18 protein-coding genes and 1 other annotated feature are annotated in these 20,974 nt (G+C 32.2%); of the genes, 13 read left to right on the top strand and 5 right to left on the bottom strand.

What is annotated here, in order from left to right; genetic code table 11:
* Positions 1 to 22: 22 nt before the first annotated feature.
* The gene (locus tag B5X47_RS03180) at positions 23 to 1,645 is read right to left on the bottom strand and encodes a diguanylate cyclase (RefSeq protein ID WP_159446381.1); all 1,623 of its coding nucleotides are present in this window, start codon (positions 1,643 to 1,645) and stop codon (positions 23 to 25) included.
* Between the two features lie 141 nt (positions 1,646 to 1,786).
* On the opposite strand from B5X47_RS03180, the gene B5X47_RS03175 reads away from it, so the two are divergent.
* From B5X47_RS03175 to B5X47_RS03165, 3 genes are all read left to right on the top strand, one after another.
* A complete protein-coding gene (locus B5X47_RS03175; protein WP_079588754.1) occupies positions 1,787 to 2,785 on the top strand; it encodes an HD domain-containing phosphohydrolase in 999 nt (332 codons plus the stop codon).
* 292 nt (positions 2,786 to 3,077) lie between these two features.
* Positions 3,078 to 5,468 (top strand): heavy metal translocating P-type ATPase, encoded by a 2,391-nt coding sequence (locus B5X47_RS03170; RefSeq protein ID WP_079588753.1) that lies wholly within the window; start codon positions 3,078 to 3,080, stop codon positions 5,466 to 5,468.
* Positions 5,469 to 5,479: 11 nt separating this feature from the next.
* Positions 5,480 to 5,815, top strand: a complete 336-nt coding sequence (locus B5X47_RS03165; protein ID WP_347451034.1) for a metal-sensing transcriptional repressor — start codon at positions 5,480 to 5,482, stop codon at positions 5,813 to 5,815.
* A 67-nt stretch (positions 5,816 to 5,882) separates the two neighbouring features.
* Here the strand turns inward: B5X47_RS03165 and B5X47_RS03160 are convergent, their stop codons facing one another.
* A complete protein-coding gene (locus B5X47_RS03160; RefSeq protein WP_013362260.1) occupies positions 5,883 to 6,392 on the bottom strand; it encodes a tryptophan transporter in 510 nt (169 codons plus the stop codon).
* Between the two features lie 142 nt (positions 6,393 to 6,534).
* Positions 6,535 to 6,773 (bottom strand) — a binding site (T-box leader).
* A 332-nt stretch (positions 6,774 to 7,105) separates the two neighbouring features.
* On the opposite strand from B5X47_RS03160, the gene B5X47_RS03155 reads away from it, so the two are divergent.
* Positions 7,106 to 7,354 carry a GlsB/YeaQ/YmgE family stress response membrane protein gene (locus B5X47_RS03155; protein ID WP_079588752.1) on the top strand — a complete coding sequence of 83 codons (249 nt, stop codon included), beginning with the start codon at positions 7,106 to 7,108 and terminating at the stop codon, positions 7,352 to 7,354.
* A 245-nt stretch (positions 7,355 to 7,599) separates the two neighbouring features.
* On the opposite strand, the gene B5X47_RS03150 is transcribed toward B5X47_RS03155, so the two are convergent.
* Positions 7,600 to 8,886 carry a helix-turn-helix domain-containing protein gene (locus tag B5X47_RS03150; RefSeq protein ID WP_079588751.1) on the bottom strand — a complete coding sequence of 429 codons (1,287 nt, stop codon included), beginning with the start codon at positions 8,884 to 8,886 and terminating at the stop codon, positions 7,600 to 7,602.
* A gap of 239 nt (positions 8,887 to 9,125) precedes the next feature.
* Between B5X47_RS03150 and trhA the strand changes: the two genes are divergently transcribed.
* The 9 genes from trhA (at position 9,126) to hutG (ending at position 19,580) form a co-directional block, all read left to right on the top strand.
* Positions 9,126 to 9,776: a PAQR family membrane homeostasis protein TrhA gene (gene trhA / locus B5X47_RS03145; RefSeq protein WP_143215741.1), complete on the top strand. Its 651-nt coding sequence runs from the start codon at positions 9,126 to 9,128 to the stop codon at positions 9,774 to 9,776.
* A gap of 66 nt (positions 9,777 to 9,842) precedes the next feature.
* Positions 9,843 to 10,433: a TetR/AcrR family transcriptional regulator gene (locus B5X47_RS03140; protein WP_079588750.1), complete on the top strand. Its 591-nt coding sequence runs from the start codon at positions 9,843 to 9,845 to the stop codon at positions 10,431 to 10,433.
* An 80-nt stretch (positions 10,434 to 10,513) separates the two neighbouring features.
* Complete coding sequence (leuS, locus tag B5X47_RS03135; protein ID WP_079588749.1) at positions 10,514 to 12,916, top strand: leucine--tRNA ligase; 2,403 nt, start codon at positions 10,514 to 10,516, stop codon at positions 12,914 to 12,916.
* A gap of 117 nt (positions 12,917 to 13,033) precedes the next feature.
* Positions 13,034 to 13,315, top strand: coding sequence for a hypothetical protein (locus tag B5X47_RS03130; protein WP_079588748.1), 282 nt, complete (start codon positions 13,034 to 13,036; stop codon positions 13,313 to 13,315).
* 81 nt (positions 13,316 to 13,396) lie between these two features.
* Positions 13,397 to 14,965, top strand: a complete 1,569-nt coding sequence (locus tag B5X47_RS03125) for a sigma 54-interacting transcriptional regulator (protein ID WP_079588747.1) — start codon at positions 13,397 to 13,399, stop codon at positions 14,963 to 14,965.
* A 281-nt stretch (positions 14,966 to 15,246) separates the two neighbouring features.
* A complete protein-coding gene (megL, locus tag B5X47_RS03120) occupies positions 15,247 to 16,446 on the top strand; it encodes a methionine gamma-lyase (RefSeq protein WP_079588746.1) in 1,200 nt (399 codons plus the stop codon).
* A 322-nt stretch (positions 16,447 to 16,768) separates the two neighbouring features.
* Positions 16,769 to 17,875, top strand: coding sequence for a VanW family protein (locus B5X47_RS03115; RefSeq protein ID WP_159446380.1), 1,107 nt, complete (start codon positions 16,769 to 16,771; stop codon positions 17,873 to 17,875).
* A gap of 176 nt (positions 17,876 to 18,051) precedes the next feature.
* Positions 18,052 to 18,498 carry a GNAT family N-acetyltransferase gene (locus B5X47_RS03110; protein ID WP_079588744.1) on the top strand — a complete coding sequence of 149 codons (447 nt, stop codon included), beginning with the start codon at positions 18,052 to 18,054 and terminating at the stop codon, positions 18,496 to 18,498.
* Positions 18,499 to 18,596: 98 nt separating this feature from the next.
* Entirely contained in the window at positions 18,597 to 19,580 is a 984-nt protein-coding gene (gene hutG, locus B5X47_RS03105) for a formimidoylglutamase (protein ID WP_079588743.1), read from the top strand.
* A 150-nt stretch (positions 19,581 to 19,730) separates the two neighbouring features.
* Here hutG and B5X47_RS03100 read toward each other — a convergent pair whose 3' ends face one another.
* A complete protein-coding gene (locus B5X47_RS03100) occupies positions 19,731 to 20,147 on the bottom strand; it encodes a bacteriohemerythrin (protein WP_159446379.1) in 417 nt (138 codons plus the stop codon).
* Between the two features lie 87 nt (positions 20,148 to 20,234).
* Positions 20,235 to 20,918 (bottom strand): YjjG family noncanonical pyrimidine nucleotidase, encoded by a 684-nt coding sequence (locus tag B5X47_RS03095; protein ID WP_013362245.1) that lies wholly within the window; start codon positions 20,916 to 20,918, stop codon positions 20,235 to 20,237.
* Between the last annotated feature and the right edge of the window lie 56 nt (positions 20,919 to 20,974).

The following is a 20,974-nucleotide window of genomic DNA, read 5'->3' as shown; positions in this document are numbered from 1 at the left end:
AAAGGATTGTGCTTTTTTAATTTTAATCTGTGTACAAAACAATACAGTTTCTACCAGCTTCCTTTGCTTTATAAAGAGCTTTATCAGCCTTGTCAAAATGCTCATGGTAATTGTATTTATGTATATTTCCAGCAGAAATACCTATGCTTACTGTGACATAACCAGATTTTTTTTCTCTAGTATATGGAATTTTTAAGTTTTCTATAGATTTTCTAATTTCTTCTCCAAGTACGGCAACATCACGTTTTTTAATGTCAGAAGTAAAACATAAAAACTCTTCGCCACCATATCTGCCTGCGTAAATACCAAAAGAAGCTAGTTTAGTCAAAGCGCCAGAAATCATTGATAAGCAGACGTCACCTTGAAGATGCCCCCAGTAATCGTTGTATAGCTTGAAATTATCTATATCTAGAAGAAATACACAGGAAATTAAATCAGAGTTACTTTGAGGACTTAAATCTGCAAACATTTTTTCTATTCCTCTTCTGTTGTAAAGCTTGGTCAATTCATCTATCAAGGTCTCTTTAGTAAGAGAAATATTTTCTTTTTTTATTTTTTCGAGCTCATTATTTACTTGAGCTATTTCTCTTTTTAGCTTTGAGGTTAGATTTTTAAAATTATCATTTTCTCGTTTCTCTTTATAGTAATTGAATTCAATTGAAATAATTTCAAGCCTTTTTGATAGATTGATAGCCTCTATTTCCTTTTCTTTATTATGATAGGCTTTAAAGTGATGAAGCGAGGTTTTATAATCTTGAATTACTTCGTAGTAGTCAGCTAATAGCTTATATATTTGACTAGTTTTGGATTGTAGCTGGTTATCTATAGAGTGATTAAGAGCTTCATTTAAATATTTAATTGGATTAAGACCTTGACGCTGGTCGCAAATAGCCATATGAATCAGTAAATCAATGAGATAAAACTTGTTATTTATTTGATTGAGCTTCATAAGTGATGACAAAAAATAATCTCTAGAAGCGGACAAGTCACCGAGTTCAAACATTACTCTTCCAAGCTTTGTCTCGATTTCAGCTTGATTTATCATATCTGTATGATTTAAAGCCAGTGCATATGCTTTATCAAGATGCTGCTTAGCGGCTTCGATTTCTCCACTAGTCAAATATACATCACCAATATTTGAGTATATAACGGATGAATTTAAATCGATTCTATTCTTTAGAGTTATTTCTAAAGCTTTGTTATAATATTCTAAAGCTGAAGTTTTATTTTTTGCTTCCCGATATATCTCGCCTATATTGTTTAGTATTGAAGATTCGAGATTTGGGTCTGGGTAAGATTTTATAATCTCTAGTGCAGTCATAAAATTTTCAAGTGCCTCAGAATATGAACCAAAATAAAAATAAGTTATTCCTATCATATTTTTGGCTTTCATAATTCCGAATTTATAATTAATATTTTCATAAATATCTAGGGCATCATATACATGTGTGAAGCATTTAGCGTAATCAGACATAACTCTGCAGGCGTAGGCCATATGAAGCATACTATCTGCTTTTAATTGAATTAAATCTAAAGATATTGCAAAATATAGAGCCTTTTCAGCTAATTTATATGATTTTTTTGGATTAGCGAAAGACATAAGCTTTGACTCTTTTATTAAGGATTCAATTTTATCTGCTGTCAAAATAATGCCTCCCATCTGCGAAATAAGCAAGAACTCGACTCATTAAAGTAGATTAATAATTATTCATATGTGTATATTATACTTTAAAAGGGTACAAAAAAATATAAGTTTTAAAGATTTTCAAATGGAAGGGGCTCTATTATGAAAATACTTGTTGCTGACGATGAAGCCATAAACAGAAAACTACTGGAGCTAGAGGTAAAGGAGCTGGGGTATAAGGTATTAACAGCCAAGGATGGCTACGAGGCAAAGCAGATATGGGAAAATGAGAGACCTTCAATAGTTCTTACAGATTGGAACATGCCAAACATGAACGGAATAGATTTGGTTAAGCATATTCGAAATAATGAAGGCAACGACTACACCTATATAATAATGGTCACTGCTATGGCTAGGGAAGATGATTTGATTGTAGGCTTTGAAGCAGGAGTAGATGATTATCTTACAAAGCCTGTTGGGAAGCATGAACTATACTGGAGGCTAAAGGCAGGACTTAGACTTATTTCGAACAATGACAAGGATATGCTTATTTTTGCGCTCGCGAAGCTTACAGAAATAAGAGATGAAGACACAGGTAACCATATAGAAAGAATAAGGCTATATAGTAGGCTGATAGCTGAAGAACTTTATAAACGAGGGGAAAGACCACTCGAAATCAATCAAAAATTTATTGATGATATTTATATTACCAGTGTACTTCATGATATAGGAAAAGTAGGAATCCCTGACAACGTTTTGTTCAAACCGGATAAGCTAAATTCAGAAGAATATAATGTCATAAAGAATCATACCCTTATAGGGTATAAAACAATTGAATCACTTATTTCAAAGAGTCAAAGAAAAACTACCCTTAGTATGGCTGGAGAAATTGCTAGAAGTCATCATGAAAATTGGGATGGGAGTGGTTATCCAGACGGATTAAATGGCGAGGATATTCCTCTAAGTGCTAGAATAGTTGCTCTTGCAGATTTTTATGATGCACTTGTAAGTAAAAGGGTATATAAAGAATCGTGGACCCATGATGATGTAGTCAAAGAAATATTTAGACAATCAGGGAAAAAGCTAGATCCATATGTTGTATCGGGGTTTTTAAGTATAGAATCAGAGTTTCAAAAAATAAGCTCTGCACTAGCTGAGTGACCTAATATTGGATTATAAATATTAAATTGATTTAGCTTCTGGCAATTAAATTATATTTTTTAATTTCAAGTAAAGAGAGTGTTTTTTAGATATGACGTTTTATCATAAAAATACACTCTCTTTTTTTATTGGCTAATTATAGAGTATAAATACTCTTGACAAATATACCCTGAGGGGGTATCCTAAAATTATAAAGGTCAATTGATATTAAAGAAATAATAGAGTATTAACTAATGCAATTTAGATATTTTTATTAGTGGACTTCTTTTTAATGAAAAAATGAGGTGAGATTATGTCAAAGAAAAAAGTTATTTTAGGTATAGATGGTATGACCTGTGCTTCTTGCTCTGCAGCAATTGAAAAAACTCTAAATAAAAAAGAAGCCGTAGAAGCAAATGTTAATTTAGCAATGGAAAAAGCCTCTATTGAGTTTGACGATTCAGTGATAGGCTTAAAGGAAATAGAGGAGACAATTGAAAAGCTGGGCTACACTGTTGTGAAAAATAAGGTGCTATTAGAAGTAGATGGTATGACTTGTGCGGCTTGCTCTAGCATAATAGAAAAAGTAGTAGGTAAATTAGAAGGGGTATATTCAGTTTCTGTCAATCTCACTACTAATACAGCTCAGATTGAGTATAATGAAAAGCTTATAAGCTTAGATGAAATTCAAAAGAAAATGGATAAGCTAGGATATCCTTCAAGGCTGAAAACTGATGATAAAGATAAAAAGGCTAAACAAAAGGATGAACTTGTCACTAAAAAAGCCAAACTAATTATTTCGATAATCCTGTCTCTACCACTTTTATATACTATGGTAGGGCATATGCCTTGGGAAACAAATCTTCCTATGCCAGATATTCTTATGAACCCGTGGTTTCAGATGCTACTAGCTACCCCAGTTCAGTTTATTATTGGCGGGAGCTTTTATGTAGGCGCATATAAGTCGCTAATGAATAAAAGCGCAAACATGGATGTACTGATTGTAATAGGAACCTCGGCGGCATATTTTTACAGTGTATACGAAGGTTTAAAATCAATTGGGACACATCATATGCCTCATTTATATTTTGAGACTAGTGCTGTGCTTATTACTCTAGTGCTACTTGGCAAATATCTTGAAAGTAATGCAAAAGGAAAGACAAAAGAGGCTATTGAAAAACTACTTAGTCTTCAAGCTAAAGAGGCTACTGTCATAAGAGAAGGAAAAGAAATAAGACTTCCTCTTGAAGAAGTTAAAAAGGGAGATGTAGTAGTTGTAAAGCCAGGAGAAAAAATTCCTGTCGATGGTATAGTGATTTCAGGAAATAGCTCAGTAGATGAATCTATGCTTACTGGAGAATCTATTCCTGTTGAAAAAAGCTCTGGGGATGAAGTTATAGGTGCAACCATAAATAAAAATGGTAATTTTACCTTCGAAGCTACTAAGGTAGGAAAAGATACTGCTCTAGCTGGAATAATAAAAATAGTTGAGGAAGCTCAAGGTTCCAAAGCACCTATACAGAGAATGGCTGATAAAATATCAGGAGTATTTGTTCCTGTAGTAGTTGCTATTGCCTTTGTAGCATTTTTAGTATGGTATTTTATAGCAGACAAAGGGAATTTTGCTCATGCTCTAGAGGTTGCTATTTCAGTTCTTGTTATATCATGCCCATGCGCCCTAGGTCTTGCTACTCCTACTTCGATTATGGTTGGTACAGGCAAGGGAGCAGAAAACGGGATACTATTCAAAGGTGGAGAGTATCTCGAAACTACGCATAAGATAGATGCAGTACTTCTTGATAAAACAGGTACAGTGACAAAAGGAAAACCAGAGGTGACAGATTATTTTGAACATGAAAAAGGTGCTTTAGCTTATATAGTGTCAGCCGAAGCGAAATCTGAGCATCCTTTAGCAGATGCAATAGTTTTATATGGAGAGACTAAAAATATTAATAAGCTAGAAATAAGTAGCTTTGAAGCTATACCAGGCAAAGGCCTACATGCTAAAGTGGATGATAAAGATGTATTAATAGGAACAAGAGCTCTTATGAAAATGTATGACATCAATATTGATTCTGGTGAGGATGAATATGTCATGCTTGAAAACGAAGGAAAAACAGTGATGTTTGCAGCAATTGACGGGAAATTTTCAGCGAGCATTGCTGTTGCTGATACAATAAAGCAAAGCTCAAAATCAGCAATAGAAAAAATAAAAAAATTAGGGATTGCAGTGTATATGGTTACAGGAGATAATCGAAGAACTGCAAATGCAATAGCATCACAGGTAGGTATAGAAAATGTATACGCAGAGGTACTTCCTGAACAAAAAGCTGATGTAGTAAAAGATTTGAAAGATAAAGGATATAAAGTTGCTATGGTAGGAGATGGGATAAACGATGCTCCAGCTTTAGCTTTTGCAGATATAGGTATGGCTATAGGAACTGGCTCAGATGTAGCGATAGAAGCGGCAGATGTTACTCTAGTTGGAGGAGATTTAGATCATATACCAAAATCAATAGATTTAAGTAGAAAAACTATGAGGAATATAAGGCAGAATCTATTTTGGGCATTATTTTACAATACAATAGGAATTCCAGTTGCAGCAATGGGATTTTTAGAGCCTTGGGTAGCTGGGGCAGCTATGGCATTTAGTAGTGTTTCTGTTGTAAGCAATGCACTTCGTTTAAAAAAAGTTAAGCTATAGGGAGATGTGTGATGAAAGATACTAAAAATGATGAAATAATGCCGTTACTTCAAGAACAGAAAAAGCCTTTAGTCCCTAGAACAGAGGATGAAATGGTAAAACTTTTGTCTAGGCTAAAGAAAATAGAAGGTCAAGTAAGAGGCCTTCAGAAAATGGTAGAAGATGAGAGGTATTGCATAGATATACTTGTTCAGATATCAGCAGTAAATGCAGCGCTTAAAAAAGTTGGTATGCAGGTTTTAAAAAGGCATACAACACACTGCGTAGCAGATGCGATTAAAAAGGATGACTCTGAAGAGACTATAGATGAGCTTATGAAAACTATAGAATTATTTATGAAAATATAAAAAGAAAAACCAGCTGTATTGGTGAATATACAGCTGGTTTTTCTTTTGTGCTTAGGGAAATATATAATTAGGAAAATTGCAATCTGCCTTTAGTTGCTACCATACAAGCCTTGTATACTACAAGAGTTATTACCATATTAGTAAGTGAGGTAGGTAGCACGATTGAAGTAAATAACACCATAAATGGAGCAGGAAGACCAACTATAAATAGTGCACTTCCTAGAAATACTGTTCCGCTTATAGCAGTACCTATTAGCCCTATGATAGCCATCTTTAGTTTATCGTTTTTAAGTGAAGCCATTGCTTTAATCATTAGATAAACTATAAGTGCTGTAACCATTTTATCTATAAAATTAGGAAGCTGGCCTCCAGGAAATGTAGTAGTAAGAGCAGTAATCATGCCACCAACTGCACCAGCTAAAAGTGCATTTTGCAAAGTTGGGTAAATAACTATGCTTAAAAACATAAATGCTAAGAATAAATCAAATTTCATTCCGAATATTCCAGGTACACTAGAGTGAAGTATAAAGCCTATTGCTAAGAAAAGTGCAGTTAAAATCATGTTTTTTGTTTTCATTGTAAGTTCTCCTTTTAATATTAATTATTTTAAATTTATACCAATGTGATATATCTGATTGAGACAATTCGTTTGAAGTTCATAACATAATTTCTACACCTCCTTTGCTTTGATACAATAAAAAAAGACTGATTACTCCCTGTAAAGGAGCAAACAGTCTGTGTTCGCGGTACCACCCTTTTTAAGATAAAAACTTTATCTCATCTCATACGGATACTAACATATCCTGCCTCTATAACGTGAGGACACGGTCAACAGCTACTACAATTTTCACCTGACATCTCATGGGTCCATTCTTCTAAAACCACTTGTCTTATCTCACCATCTAAGACTCTCTGTAATAGCTTAATTTAGAGTACTACTCCCAATCACTGATTCTGATATTAAGTTTTACTATTGATAGCTATTATACTAGCAAAAAAAATAAATGCAAGTAGGTTTTATATAAAAATTTAATTTTATTAGGAGCTTAAAAACCTTCATAGTCAATTCAAATTTTTGGACATAAAAATGATTGATTTATAATGATTGATTTATATAGAATATTAATACCCAGTTATAGACATAAGACCAAAGACTTAAATATATAGGATAAAATAATATTTATGAATAAAAAAGTTTATTTGCTCAAAATCAAGGTATATATTAACTAAGAAAATAATAATTATTGTCAATAAACATTATAATATTGACTATTAAAAGGAGGAATTATAATGGGAATTATTGCTTGGATTATTTTAGGTGCTCTTGCAGGTTGGATAGCTAGTAAATTTACTGGTAATGATGCTAGTATGGGAGCGTTTGGTAATATTATCGCAGGTATTGTAGGAGCTTCTGTAGGAGGCTTTGTATTCGGTATGATAGGTGGACAGGGAGTTACTGGATTTAATATATGGAGCTTGTTTGTAGCAGTGGTTGGTGCAGTAATAGTACTGTCTATTATAAATATGGTAAAAAGATAGTTAAATGATATAAAAAAGTATCAGTTTAAAAGCAGTTAGGAATTTGATAATTTAAAATAAAAGGGACTGTTAGAAAAATAAATATATTGTAGTTTTAAACAAAACCAATATATTGTATTTATTTCTATGCAGTCCCTTTTTAATTTTTAAGCAATCAAATTAAATTAAAGAAAATCTAATGTTATTTACAAATTAAATAAAAGAAAATTTAATGTTATTTATAGTTTTTTAATAAATTATTAACTTTATACCTTATATTGAAGTAAAATTTTATTTGATAAGTCAAATTTTTGATTTTTATTTAATAGCTTCATTAGGGAGATTAAATCTCTCTCGTTTAAAAAATTAGCTAGTTTATCTGATTTATTATTAATTACTTCTTCTAAGATATCAACAAAATTAGCTTCATTGTCACAAATAAATTCTAGTATCTTTTTATATGATATTCTATCTTTATTTTTCAGAGCAAAGGATAGAGCTGTTTTAAGATACTCGTTTGCTTTAGATATATTTTTTAAATAAGTATACCCAAAAGCCATATTAATAGAAATATCTGAAATGTAGGCTGGAATATATTTTAAAGAGCTGAGGTGGTCATCTAGGATATCAATTTCTTTTTGAACACTTTTTTTATTGCTCTTAAGTGTAAATATTTTTACTTTCATTGAATTAAGAAGGTCTTCTATTTCATCCTCGTTTTGGATAAGAGCCTCTGTAGTATTTAGAATTTCTAAAGCCTTCTTATAGTTTTTGTTTTCTATACATACTAGAATTTTTAAAATATTAATATCTACAATTCTCGATGATTCAGACACTTCTAGATATTTATCTAATTGAGTCAAATGCTTAGATGCTTCATCGTAATTTTTATTATTATAGTTTATAGAAGCAAGCTTATACCATATAGGAATCATACATTTCATATCTTCAGAAAAACAATGGGCTTGAGCTATCTTACCTATTTGAAGCGCGTCATTTGTTCTTCCTAAATGTACACATACATCCATAACCCTAGGAGCAAGATTTAAAACTATCATAGGATTTTTATCTATTTTAACTGCATTTTCAAATGTTTTTATATAATACGAATAGCTTGTTGGGATATCATTGTGTTCTAGATAATACTTTGCAATTAGCTCATAGATATAAGTGTTTTGAGGCTGAAGATCCCATTTGCTTACAAATAAAGCTATTTCATCAATTTTATCATTAGGAATTTTGTAGTTATTATAAGTGGCTTCCTTAAGATAATCCATATAACCTCTAGCCTTACTTTTTGCATCATAAATACCAGGAATGAATAAATCTCTAAATTCAAGCTCGATATCTATACCTCTAGCTTTGCATAGACTATTCATATTTCTAACCAAAATCTCAGCGTTACCTCTATTTAAGGTAGCACGGTTGTTTTCTATAAGACTAATCAAGTTTCTAGTTATATCATCAGCAGCTAATTCATGCTGCTTGAATCCAAGCTCTTTTCTTATTTTTCTTAGAATATCCCCTGGCGTAAGTGTAGTTATATTATCCATAGTTCACCTCAAATAGAGTTTAAAATAAATGTAAAAAAATTTCACATTGCTATATACTATATTATATATAAAAAAAGATAAAATAGGGAACAAAATTGTTAAAGTTAGCAAAATTGTTTGATTCTAAGTCATTATATTAATCCGTGCTCTGATTAAGAATAGTTATCAAAAATAAAAGACTTTTTTTATTTTTTAGCATATAATGAAATATAAATAGACTTATTTAGGAGATGATAAGAGTGCCTAAGATTTTAAAAAAAATAAAAGATCCTGTTAGTTGTCTTACACATATGGCAGGAGCTATAGCATCAATAGTTGGGATGATTTTTCTCATTTTATTAGCTGTTAGAGAAGGAACTCCATGGCATATAGTTGGATTTTCAATTTTTGGAGCTAGCTTAATTTTGCTTTACAGCGCTAGTACAATTTATCATATGCTAGATATCTCAGATAGAGTCAATTTGATACTTCGAAAGGTAGATCATATGATGATATTTGTGCTTATTGCAGGTACTTATACACCTATATGCATAACAGCTCTTAGAGGTGGACTTGGATGGACACTGCTTGTTGTAATTTGGACAGCTGGAATTTTAGGGATGATTTTAAAGGGTGTGTGGATGAATGCACCTAGATGGTTATCTACTCTTATTTATGCTGTAATGGGTTGGATGATTATACTTGCTATTTATCCACTAGCAAAAGCTATACCTGCTCAAGGTACAGTATTTTTGGTTATGGGAGGACTCTTCTATACTATAGGCGCAGTAATTTATGGCTTGAAATGGCCAAAGATTAATTTCAAGTATTTCGGATTTCATGAAATATTTCATATTTTTGTATTAGCTGGTAGCTTAAGTCATTTTTTTATGATGTATTATGTCATATAAAATCCTAGGTTAATTTTTGAAATAAAAAATATAAATAAGAAAAAATTAGATTGGAGAGATATATTCATGCAAGAAACAACTCTAGACAAAATCAAGCAAATATCGATTAATTTATTTAACGAAAAGAGCTACGAAGGAACTAGCTTAAAAGATATTTTCAACTTGATTGGAATATCTGCACCTTCTTTTTATTACTATTATTCATCTAAAAAAGATTTATATATAGAGCTGATTAAGGATGCAGAAGAACTTCACAGGAAAGCGTTTATGGAGGTTTTGGAAAAAGGCAAAGCAAAATCAAGCAAACAACAGCTAGAGGCACTTATAAAGCAGTACTGGGTATTTAAAGCAGAAAATCCAGATGTAGCCAATTTTTTAGCTAGGAACGCACTTTTTCCTCCTTTTGAATTTAGAGAGGAAATCTGGGCTATGCTGAAAGAGCAATATATTAAATATCATGAATTTGTTCAAGAAATAGTAACAAATGGAATGGAAACTAATGAGATAAACCAAGAGGTTTCGGTGGATTATATTGTAAAAATGTTTTTTCAAATGCTAATTGGCAGTTATATTAATGTAAGTGCCCCCACAAAAGATTCTCTAGATGATAAAGTTAATTTCAGTCTCCAAGTATTGTTCGATGGTATAGGTGCATAAGTAAAAATACCTTGAATATACTAAATTACTGGTGTACAATTTAATTATTTATTGTATACATTGAGAGGAGGCATTAGGTATTGGAAAAATATAATCATAAGCCTATAGAAAAAAAATGGCAGGATATCTGGGAAGAAAAAGGCGTATTTCATGCATCAAATGATTCAGATAAAGAGAAGTTTTATCCTCTTGTAGAGTTTCCTTATCCATCAGGGCAAGGACTGCATGTAGGTCATCCTAGATCATATACTGCACTTGATGTTGTTGCTAGAAGAAGAAGATTGGATGGATATAATGTACTTTATCCTATCGGTTGGGATGCATTTGGCCTTCCTACAGAAAACTATGCAATCAAAAACAAAATTCATCCTAAAATAGTTACAAAGGACAATATAGCTAACTTTAAAAGACAGCTTATGTCTCTTGGAATATCTTTTGACTGGTCAAGAGAAATAAATACTACTGATGAAGGGTATTATAAATGGACTCAGTGGATATTTATTCAGCTTTTCAACAAAGGTCTAGCTTACAAAAATAAAATGCCTATAAATTGGTGTAACAGCTGTAAAGTTGGCCTTGCAAATGAAGAAGTTATCCAAGGAACTTGTGAGCGCTGTGGCGGAGAAGTCGTACGTAAAGAAAAAAATCAGTGGATGCTTAAGATTACTGAGTATGCAGATAGATTGATTGATGATTTAGATTTGGTTAATTATATAGAAAGAGTTAAGATTCAGCAGAAAAACTGGATTGGTCGTTCATATGGAATGGAGATTAAATTCCCAGTAGACGATACTAGCTTAACTGTATTTACTACAAGACCAGATACTATATATGGAGCTACATATATGGTAATTTCTCCTGAGCATCCTATAATTCAGGAAAAAAGCCACAAAATTCAAAACTTAGATGAAGTTCTTGCATATAAAGAAGAAGCTGCTAAAAAATCTGAGTTTGAAAGAACTGAAGTAAACACTGAAAAAACAGGTGTAAGAGTCTTAGGCTTAGATGCTGTAAATCCTCTTACAAAACAAAATATTCCGCTTTTTGTTTCTGATTATGTTCTTATGACATATGGAACAGGAGCTATAATGGCAGTGCCAGGTCATGATACAAGAGACCATGAATTTGCAAAGGTATTTAATCTTCCTATAGTTGAGGTAGTATCAGGTGGTAATGTTCAGGAAGAAGCCTTTACTGATATAGATAATGGTACTATTGTAAATTCACCGATTATAGATGGACTTTCTGTTAAAGAAGCTAAAGAAAAGATATCTGAGTATATAGAAGCTCAGGGACTTGGAACTAAAAAAGTAAACTTTAAATTAAGAGACTGGGTATTTTCTAGACAAAGATACTGGGGAGAGCCTATTCCACTTGTGTATTGTGAAAAATGTGGTTGGGTCCCACTTCCTGATAGTGAGCTACCGCTTACACTACCAGAGGTAGAATCTTATGAACCGACAGATGATGGAGAGTCACCTCTTTCTAAAATCACTGATTGGGTAAACACTACCTGTCCTTGTTGTAGCGGACCAGCGCAAAGAGAGACTGACACTATGCCTCAGTGGGCTGGCTCATCATGGTATTTCTTAAGATATGCAGACCCTGACAATAATGAGGAGCTAGCTTCTAAAAAAGCTCTTGATTACTGGATGCCAGTAGATTGGTACAATGGAGGAATGGAGCATACTACGCTTCACCTTCTATATTCACGTTTCTGGCATAAAGTTCTATATGATATAGGTGTAGTTACAAACCCTGAACCATATGCAAAGAGAACTTCTCATGGAATGATTCTAGGTGAAAACAACGAAAAAATGTCCAAATCAAGAGGCAATGTTGTTAATCCGGATGAAATAGTAGAAGAGTATGGTGCTGACACCTTTAGAATGTATGAAATGTTCATTGGAGACTTTGAAAAGAGTGTACCATGGTCATCTCTAGGAATCAAAGGCTGTAGACGTTTTATAGAGCGTACTTGGAAGCTTCAAGAAATGATTAGAGAGGAAGACATATTCTCTGAAAAAATAGAATCTAGCTTGCACAAGACTATCAAAAAAGTGACAGAGGATTATGAAACTCTAAAATTCAACACAGCCATAGCGGCTATGATGTCATTGATAAATGAAATTTATGATATGGGTGGAATAACTAAAAAGGACTATCGAACATTCTTGATTTTATTAAATCCAGTTGCTCCTCACGTTACTGAAGAACTATGGCAGCTTATGGGATTTGATGGATTCTTAAATGAAGCTCCTTGGCCAAAATATGATGAATCAAAGCTTGTAGAGTCTACTATAGAGATACCTGTTCAGATTAATGGAAAGGTAAGAGGCAAGATAGTAGTAGCAGCAAACATATCTCAAGATGAAGTAATCACAATGGCAAAATCTGATTTAGTTGTAAAAGATATGCTAGACGGAAAAGAAATTAAGAAAATAATTTATGTTCCAGGAAAAATATTAAATATAGTTGTATAAAGTAAGAGCCTCAGTTTAGACTGAGGCTTTTTTTAATCTCAAATTTACATAGGGATAATGAAACCTTAATATTAGTGGGATATAAATGAAGTAAGTACAATTATAAGGAGTGATTACATGGCTAAGGTAGTGGATGTGATTCATGAATACAAAATTTTGAAGACGAAAAGGGATTTTGTAGTAATCAATACACGAGGTAATAATTGTAACCATTCGCACTTCCTTCATGAAAGAGCTGCAAGAAATTTAATCGATATAGTTTTGCGTAAAAAAATACCAAAAAGTATATATTTCCAAGAAGCTGCTAAAAGAATAATACTAGATGAAATTTATGCAGAAAAAATAATTTTAAACCAAAGAAAAGGTAAAAAAGATAAGTATGTAAATAATTGCAGATGATTCAATCGTTCTAAACCTCTTATAAAGTATGATATACTTATTAAAATATCAGATTAAACTCATATGGTTAAGAGGTAAACTATGATGAAAAAATATATTAGATTAAGTATAGAAACTGAAGATAAGATAGGAGTAACTCTAAAAATTCTAGGTAAAATTTATTCTAGACATATCAGCCTAAATTCAGTTGAGGTGTTTTCTAAAAGAGTAAATATCCAGATTGAGGATATTAAAAGCCAGGAAATTCAAGATATTACAAATGATTTGATGCAATTAGAGGACGTTATTTCTATTAAAGAAATTAAGCTTTTAGAATTTGAAAAAAGCTCAAAACGTCTTGAGGCCATTATAGATTCTGTAGATGAAGGAGTAATAGCTCTAAATCCAAAGCTAGAAATTGAATTTTTCAATGACTATTCAGAGAAAATATTTGATTATGATAAAACAGAGCTACTAGGGAAAAATATAAAAAGCTTTCTAGGAAAGAGTACAAATTTAATAGGTTTCTTGGAACAAGGGAAAAATTATGATAATATAGAAACTTTCATCCAAAATGAGAGAGTAGAAGGCAGATATTTGGCTAGCGGAAGAGCGATAAGGGATGATGATGGATATTCTGCTGGAGCAGTTCTAACTATTAAAGACTATAAAAAAGCAAAAGAGCTGGCAGATATAGTGATAAGCTCTGAAGATGATCAATTTAAAGATATAATAGGAAATAGCAATGCTATATACAACCTTAAAAAAATAGCTAAAGCTGTTGCGAAAAGTGATTCGACTATTCTTATAAGAGGAGAAAGTGGAACGGGCAAAGAGCTTTTTGCAAGAGCAATAAAGAATCTAAGCCAAAGAGAAAATCAGAGATTTATAACTATAAATTGTGCTGCTATTCCTGATTCTTTGATAGAGAGTGAGCTATTTGGCTATGAAAAAGGGAGCTTTACAGGAGCTCTAAACAGTGGGAAACTAGGACTTTTTAAAGAAGCGGATAAAGGAACTTTATTTCTGGATGAAATAGGAGAACTATCCCTTGCAACCCAGGCTAAACTGCTAAGAGTATTGCAAGAAGGAGTGGTTAGAAGAATAGGAAGCAGTAAAGAAGAAAAAGTCGATGTGAGAATAATTTGTGCAACTCATAGAAATTTGGAAGAAATGATTGAAAAAGGAATGTTTAGAGAGGATTTATACTATAGGCTTAATGTTATACCTTTAGAGATTCCACCTCTGCGTGATAGAAAAGAAGATATTCCACTTCTGGTTAGTTATTTCGTACAAAAAATGAATAAAAAGCTTAATAAATCTGTTGGAAGTACTAGTATGGTTTTTTTGGAAAGACTTATGAGCTATGAATATACAGGAAACATAAGAGAACTAGAAAATATTATGGAAAGAGCTATGAATTTATGTGAAGGGGCCATACTTTCAGAGGAACATCTAATGCTAAATCCTGCCAAAGAAAAGGATAATGAAAAAGCATTTGAAATTAAAAGAAGCGAAGTTTCATTAAAGAAACAATTGGAAGATATAGAAAGACAAATATTATTAAGTAATATGGAAACTGATATGAGTATAAGAAAAACAGCAAAAAAACTTGGACTTTCTCATACTGCACTAATTAATAAATTAAAAAAGTATAATTTGAAAATGTAAGTGTAATTTAAAAATGTAAATATAAATTTACAGTGGAAATATATATTTACTATTTAATTGTGATAATGGAAATTAAAAATTCCAATATATAAATTGGCAATTGGATTTTAAAGAAAATTTCAACTTTTGCTTAAATTAAAAATAAAATTATGTTGTAATAGGATAGATGTAATTAATTTTTATATAAAAATAATAACATCTATTTTTTTTGGCAAGCTTATTGCTTCTGTATTTAACCAAATAAGTATGTAATTTTTGGATAAATTAAGGAGGATATTATTATGAATAAAGATGCTTTAAAGAATATGGGATTTGCTACAAGAACTATACATGGTGGATATCAGAAAAATGAAATGGGAGCTTTAGCTACTCCTATATACCAAACTTCTACATTTATTTTCGACAGCGCAGACCAAGGTGGAAAACGTTTTGCTGGAGAAGAAGAAGGTTACATATACACAAGATTAGGAAATCCAAGTAATACTCCTGTAGAAGAAAAGCTAGCACTTTTAGAAGGAGCAGAGGCATGTATGTCAATGGGCTCTGGAATGGGAGCAATCAGTTCAGCTCTTTGGACGGCTCTTAAGGCAGGGGATCACGTAGTTGCAGCAGATACACTTTATGGCTGTACTTTTGCTCTTCTTAGCCATGGTATGCCTAGATACGGAGTAGAGGTTACTTTCGTAGATACTAAGGATCCTCAAAATGTTAAGAATGCAATGAAACCAAATACAAAGGTAGTTTATTTAGAAACACCAGCAAACCCTACTCTAGATGTAGCTGACATACAAGCAATAAGCGATATAGCTCACGAGAATGAAGGGTGCTTAGTAATGGTTGACAATACATTCTGTACACCATATATTCAAAGACCAATAGAGCTAGGAGCAGATGTCGTAGTTCACTCAGCTACTAAATATCTTAATGGACATGGAGACGTAATAGCAGGGTTCGTAGTAGGAACCAAAGCGTTTATAGATCAAGTGAGATTTTTTGGAGTAAAAGATATGACTGGAGCAGTTCTTAGTCCATTTGATGCTTTCCTTATAGCTAGAGGTATGAAAACTCTTCATATCCGTATGGAGAAGCACTGTGAAAATGCAGTGAAAGTTGCTGAGTTTTTACGTAATCATCCTGCAGTAGATAAAGTATACTTCCCAGGCTTTGAAGATTTCCCACAAGCTGAAATAGTTAAAAAACAAATGAGTCTTCCAGGAGCAATGATTGCTTTTGAAATAAAAGGAGATATCGAAAAGGGTAAAAAGGTTATGGACACTGTTCATCTTTGCGTACTTGCTGTAAGCTTAGGAGACGCAGAAACATTGATTCAGCATCCAGCATCTATGACTCACTCTCCATATACAGCAGAAGAAAGAGCAAAAGCGGGAATAAGCGATGGATTAATCAGACTTTCTGTAGGCTTAGAGAATCCTGAAGATATAATTGCAGATTTAAAGCAAGCTTTAGATGGTATTTTATAAATAGCAAATTAATTTAATATGCTTAATTAACAAAAGCCCATAGATTATTATGGGCTTTTTTGTAGGCACAAGAATGGCTTTGAAAACAATAGTTAGCATATATTTATTAAATAATTGATAAATTAATAAAGGTGTAACCTAAATGTATTTAATATAAGTTATAGATTTGATATAATAAAAAGACGTTATTAAAAACCAATATATTGGGTAAATTATATATATGATTAATTTATTTGAATTTATTGTTAATGTAATAAGGTGCAAAAGAACCATATAAATATTCGATTCTATGGTTTGTATTTTCGAAAAAAGGAGTGTTATTATGAAGTATAAAGGTGTAGGAAGTTTTATTCTCGCCTTTGCAATTTTATTTTCTCCGATATCATCATATGCCGAAACACTTAATCCTCAAATACCAATAGAGAATCAACCAGTATCCACAACTACAGATTCAGCTATAAAGGTTACAATGCCGGAGGACTATATAGGAACAATTAGAATTGCAAATGGCTTAGGTCAGATTTATGATTTTGATGCTACAAAAGTATTTAAGTTTTTACCTAATCCCAGTGGGGGAGTAATGCTTCTTCAAATGGATGAAGTAATATTTTATCAAGAGCTAGAGAACATGAAAAAAGCGCTTAATAAAAAAGGCCAAAATGCTGCGACTAGTATAAATACAAAAGGAGAGCTAGTAGCTATAACACCAGGGGTTCAAGCTATTGAAATGGACATTGAAAAAGCTAAGCAGGATTTGATTATGAAAGTGAGACATCAGGATTTTACTCCTTATCAGCCTGTGTTTAACTACGGACAAGTTCCAAGTAGGACTACTGAAGATATGAAAAAAATAAATTTTATTCTTTCTGAGTTCTCTACTTCTTTTAATTCTAAAGTTGCAGGAAGATCAGAAAATATATCACTGGCTGCCAAAGCAATCGATGGAACTATATTGATGCCAGGAGAAGAATTTTCTTTCAACAAGGTAGTTGGCCAAACTACTCTTGCTAGGGGATACAAAAATGCACCTGTAATTGTGGATGGAGAGTTTGTTGAAGGAGTAGGCGGAGGAGTGTGCCAGGTTTCTACTACTTTGTTCAATTCTGTATTAAGAGCAGGCATGACAGTGACTTCAAGAAGAAATCATTCTCTTCCTGTTGCATATGTGCCTAAAGGAACGGATGCCGCAGTAGCATCTACTTTGGATTTTAAATTTAAAAACACATTAAACAATCCGATTTATCTTCAAGCCTTTGTAGAAAATTCTAAGATATATTTTAGAATTTATGGAAGTCAAGCTGATGATAAAGAAGTAAATATTTCTGTAAAAAAACTGGCAGAGCGAAAGTATGAAATGACAAGAACTGTAAATGGTAGCATACAGGATAGATTCATTTCAAGCTATAGAGAGCCTAAAAAAACCAATTAAATTATAGTAAGCTTTTATTAATCAAAATAATAAACATATAATATAGTAATACCTGAATGAAAATAGTGATTTATGAAAAAATCCTGTATTGTTAAAACAGGATTTTTTTATGAATTTAGATACTTTAGTTTTATGATATTAGTATAAAGTAAGCGCATATAATGGAGGAGTAAAAGATGATAAGAAGAATTGAAAAAGCAGATAAAGAAATATATATGGAATTTGCGAAGGACTTCTATAGCTCAGATGCAGTAGACCATACAGTTCCAGAAAGTCATTTTGAAGCTGCTTTTAATGAGTTTTTTAGGTCTTCAGATTATTTGGAAGGATATATCTTAGAATACGAGTCTAAGTCTGTAGGGTATGGAATAATTTCAAAAACTTTTTCTCCGGAAGCTGGTGGAGTAGTAATTTGGATAGAGGAGCTTTATCTTCTCGATGAATATAGATCAAAGGGACTTGGAAGAGATTTCTTTGAGCATTTAGAACAAAAAGCTAATTCAGAAGGAATAGCAAGACAAAGACTAGAAATATCTCCAAGCAACGAAAGAGCTAAGAAGCTCTATATGAAAATGGGCTTTAAAGAGCTGGATTATAAACAGATGGTTAAAGATTATAAATAAGCATGTTAATAACTAATATTATTATTGTGAAAATAAACGGCTCCGAAACCATCAGGAACATTTGATTTTTGGATGGAGCTTTCATTAAGGTGGTGTCTATGATAAATTATACAAAACCAAATATGGATATATGGACAGGAAGAATAGATGATGATAAAAACTACAATGCTTTTAGATGGCATCAGTGGGTTAAGCCTCTTAATCTGATGGATGAGACTATTTACTTAGATTCAAATCAAGCTGGTGTTGCTTTTATTGGATTTCTTAGCGATGAAGGAGTAAGGAGAAATTTAGGCAGACCTGGAGCTGTAAATGGTCCAAAGAGTATAAGAAAGGAATTATGTAATCTTCCATGCAGCTTTTCATCGGATTTGAAATTGTTTGATGCAGGAGATATTTACTGCGAGGATAATGATTTAGAAACAGCTCAGAAATCGCTAAGCTTAGCAGTATCAAAAATTATGGATATGGGGTTGTTTCCACTTGTTTTAGGTGGGGGACATGAAGTTGCTTTAGGAACCTATATGGGAATAAAAACCAAAACCAATTTAGGGATTATAAATTTTGATGCTCATTTTGATATTAGACCATATAAAAATGGAGCTTCTTCTGGTACTATGTTCAGACAAATAGCAGATTACTGCAAGCTTAATGAACTTCCTTTTAATTATTACTGCATAGGAATTCAAAAAAGAGGAAACACTGTAGAGCTTTTTAATACTGCTGATGCACTGGGGATAGAGTATCTTTTGGCAAAGGACATCGAAGAAGGAGCCTTAGAAGATGCTTTTGCAAGCCTAGATAATTTTATAGAAAAGCAAGAAAGTATTTATGTGACTATATGCAGTGATGTTTTTTCTTCTGCATTTGCACCTGGAGTAAGTGCAGTTCAGCCACTAGGACTTCATCCGAGTAGAGTACTAAAATTCTTTGATAGAATCTTTACTCATAAAAAAGTTATAGCAATGGATATAGCAGAGGTATCGCCACGCTACGACCAAGATAATATAACCTCTAACTTAGCGGCTACCTTTATATTTGCAGCTGTAAATTCTATAGCAAGTAATAACATAAAGCTGTAATTCAGTAATATAAAATAAAACATAATAAATACCTCCGAAAAAGAAAATCTATTAACTAGGTTCTCGTTTTGGAGGTATTATTTTAAGTAAATCAAGGCTTTAAAAAACTACTTGTAATTTTCCTCAGAAATAATATTAAGAGCCTATTTGCTACTGAACATTATTTCCTTTAAGTAAGTCTCTATATAGAAAATCAGAGCCACTGATATGCTTAAATAGCCATGTAATAAGGAATTTTAGCAAATCATTAGTATGTTTAATCTGATCTTCGTCAAAGCTTGACAAATCTAACTCTTCTATGTCATTTACAAGCTTGTCGTGCTCTGACTTATGAGTATCCTTGTATTCATAAGAATACTGGTCAAAAAGATTTTCTTCATATTTGAAATGATAAATAGTATATTTTTTTAAATCACCTATAACAGCTACAACCTCGTCGTAAATATCTACGCCTTGTTTTGCTTCTATTAATAAAGCAGCCATTTTGTTAATTATGTTTACTAGTTCCTTATGCTGGTCATCTATAGACTTGATTCCTAGCTCATACTGTGTTTCCCAACTTATCATTGTAATAACCTCCATTTAGTGTTTTGAATTATAATGTTTATATTAGTAATAAAAAGTATTATCTACTACTCACTTTATTAGATTCAGTTATATAATATCATAAATTGAATCTAAATCGCTGATTTCATAGGTAGGTGAAAATTCAAAAGTATTGCTGATTTTGTTTGGATTGTACCAGCAGGTATCAATTCCAAAGTTTATACCGCCTTTTATATCAGAAGTTAAGCTATCTCCTATCATAAGTACGGATTTTTTATCGTTGTGATTCATTTTATTTAAAGCATAGCTGAAAATTTCTGGGTTTGGCTTTGAAAGATTGATAGCTTCTGAAATAATTATTTCTTCAAAGTAATGGGCTATGCTAGATTTTGATATTCTATTTTCTTGAACCTCAGTTAAACCATTGGTAATGATAGCTAGCCTATGAGATTTGGATAGCTTATCAATGATAGCTGTAGATTTTTCATATAGGAAGGATGCCTGTCCTAGATACTTCATATATGTTTTTGAAAAAAGCACCGAGTCATAATCTAAATCTAAGATATCAAAAAATCTTCTAAAGCGCTCCGCTTTAAGTGCGTCTTGAGTTATTTTTCCTTGTTCAAATTCTTTCCATATATCGTGGTTCACCTTGTGATATAAAGGTATATGAACGGATTCTTCATAAGCTATATTAAAATGCTTAAGAGATTCTTCAATTGCATACCTCTCTGCTTTTTTAAAATCAAAAAGAGTTTCGTCTGCATCAAAAAGTAATAATTTATATTTCATTTTTACCTCCATTCTTCCATACAAATTATATCATGATAAATTGTTTTTAAAAAATA

The organism is Acetoanaerobium noterae, from assembly GCF_900168025.1.
Classification (GTDB): domain Bacteria; phylum Bacillota; class Clostridia; order Peptostreptococcales; family Filifactoraceae; genus Acetoanaerobium; species Acetoanaerobium noterae.
The sequence above is the reverse complement of the archived record's forward strand: the minus strand, read 5'-3'. Positions and strand labels throughout refer to the sequence as shown.